Raw genomic sequence first — 1,471 nt, 5'->3', positions numbered from 1 at the left:
CTCAACTCAACCCATCTCGACAACCGGACGGCCGGGTAAGAACGGCATGACAACCGGCCCGGTCCGCGGACTCCGGGCGACGGCTTCGATCCTGGTCGCGCGCTGAGACCACCATGTACGCAGTCTCGCGGCGGAACGGCTGGGAATTCCCTATAAACCGGGGCTCACCAGTTGGCGGCGTGCAGCAGGTCGGCGTACTGGTGCTCCCGCGAGGCCTGCGCGAGGTCGGCGTCGACCATCATCTGCATCAGCTCGGTGAAGTTCACCGACGGCTCCCAGCCGAGCGCGGCCTTGACCCTGGTGGTGTCGGCGCACAGGATCTCCACCTCGGCCGGGCGCACCAGCGCCGGGTTGATCACCACGTGGTCGCGCCAGTCCAGGCCGACGTGGTCGAAGGCGATCCGCACCGCGTCGCGCACCGAGTGCATCTCGCCGGTGCCGACCACGTAGTCGCCCGGCTCGTCCTGCTGCAGCATCAGGTGCATGGCGCGCACGTAGTCACCGGCGAAGCCCCAGTCGCGCACCGCGTCCAGGTTGCCCAGCTCCAGCTTCTCCTGCAGGCCCAGCTTGATCTTCGCGACGGCGAGGGTGATCTTGCGCGTGACGAACTCCGCGCCGCGGCGGGGTGACTCGTGGTTGAACAGCATGCCCGACACCGCGTACATGCCGAAGGACTCGCGGTAGTTCTTCGTGATGAAGTGCCCGTAGGCCTTCGCCACCCCGTACGGGCTGCGCGGGTGGAAGCTGGTGGTCTCCTTCTGCGGGGTCTCGGCCACCTTGCCGAACATCTCCGAGGACGACGCCTGGTAGAAGCGGATCTGCTTGCCCACGTCCACCCGCTGCGAGCTGTTCAGCCCGCTGACCATCCGGATGGCCTCCAGCACGCGCAGCACGCCCATGCCGTTGACCTCGGTGACCAGTTCCGCCTGCTGCCAGGACATCGGCACGAACGAGATGGCGCCGAGGTTGTACACCTCGTCCGGCTGCACCTTGTCCACCGCGGCCACCAGGCTGCCCTGGTCCATCAGGTCACCGTCGACAAAGGACAGATCGGCCACCAGGCGGCTGACCCGCGACTTGCGCGGGTTGGCCTGGCCCCTGATCAGGCCCCACACCTGGTAACCCTGGCTCAGCAGGTACTCGGCAAGGTAGGAACCGTCCTGCCCGGTGATCCCGGTGATCAAAGCTCGCCTGGACATCGTCTCCCTCTCCACTACGCTCAGCACTTCGGGTCGACTCCGCCCACCGCCGCTTCGACTCCGGCCGCGGTTGCACGGTAGGCGCGCGGGCACTAGGGAATGTTCGAGTCTTGCCTCCCCAGCCGCCGCTACCCTGCCCCGCGGACCGCCGCGCGCGGACCGGCAACCGGCGAACACTAGTGATTTCCCAGCGCGCCCGGACGCCACCGAAGACTAGGGATTTCGCGGGTTTGCGTGGGTTCGACTGTGGTTCCGCCCGGCCGACCCGGAGA

Annotated in this window: 1 protein-coding gene; it reads right to left on the bottom strand. The window is 67.6% G+C overall.

Going from position 1 to position 1,471, the window contains the following annotated elements; genetic code table 11:
• Positions 1-164 precede the first annotated feature (164 nt).
• Positions 165-1,199, bottom strand: coding sequence for a GDP-mannose 4,6-dehydratase (locus A4R43_RS38970; protein WP_113696675.1), 1,035 nt, complete (start codon positions 1,197-1,199; stop codon positions 165-167).
• Between the last annotated feature and the right edge of the window lie 272 nt (positions 1,200-1,471).

Origin of the sequence: Amycolatopsis albispora (assembly GCF_003312875.1) — a bacterium.
GTDB lineage: Bacteria > Actinomycetota > Actinomycetes > Mycobacteriales > Pseudonocardiaceae > Amycolatopsis > Amycolatopsis albispora.
Note: the sequence above shows the minus strand (reverse complement) of the source record. Positions and strands in the feature narration are given on the sequence as shown.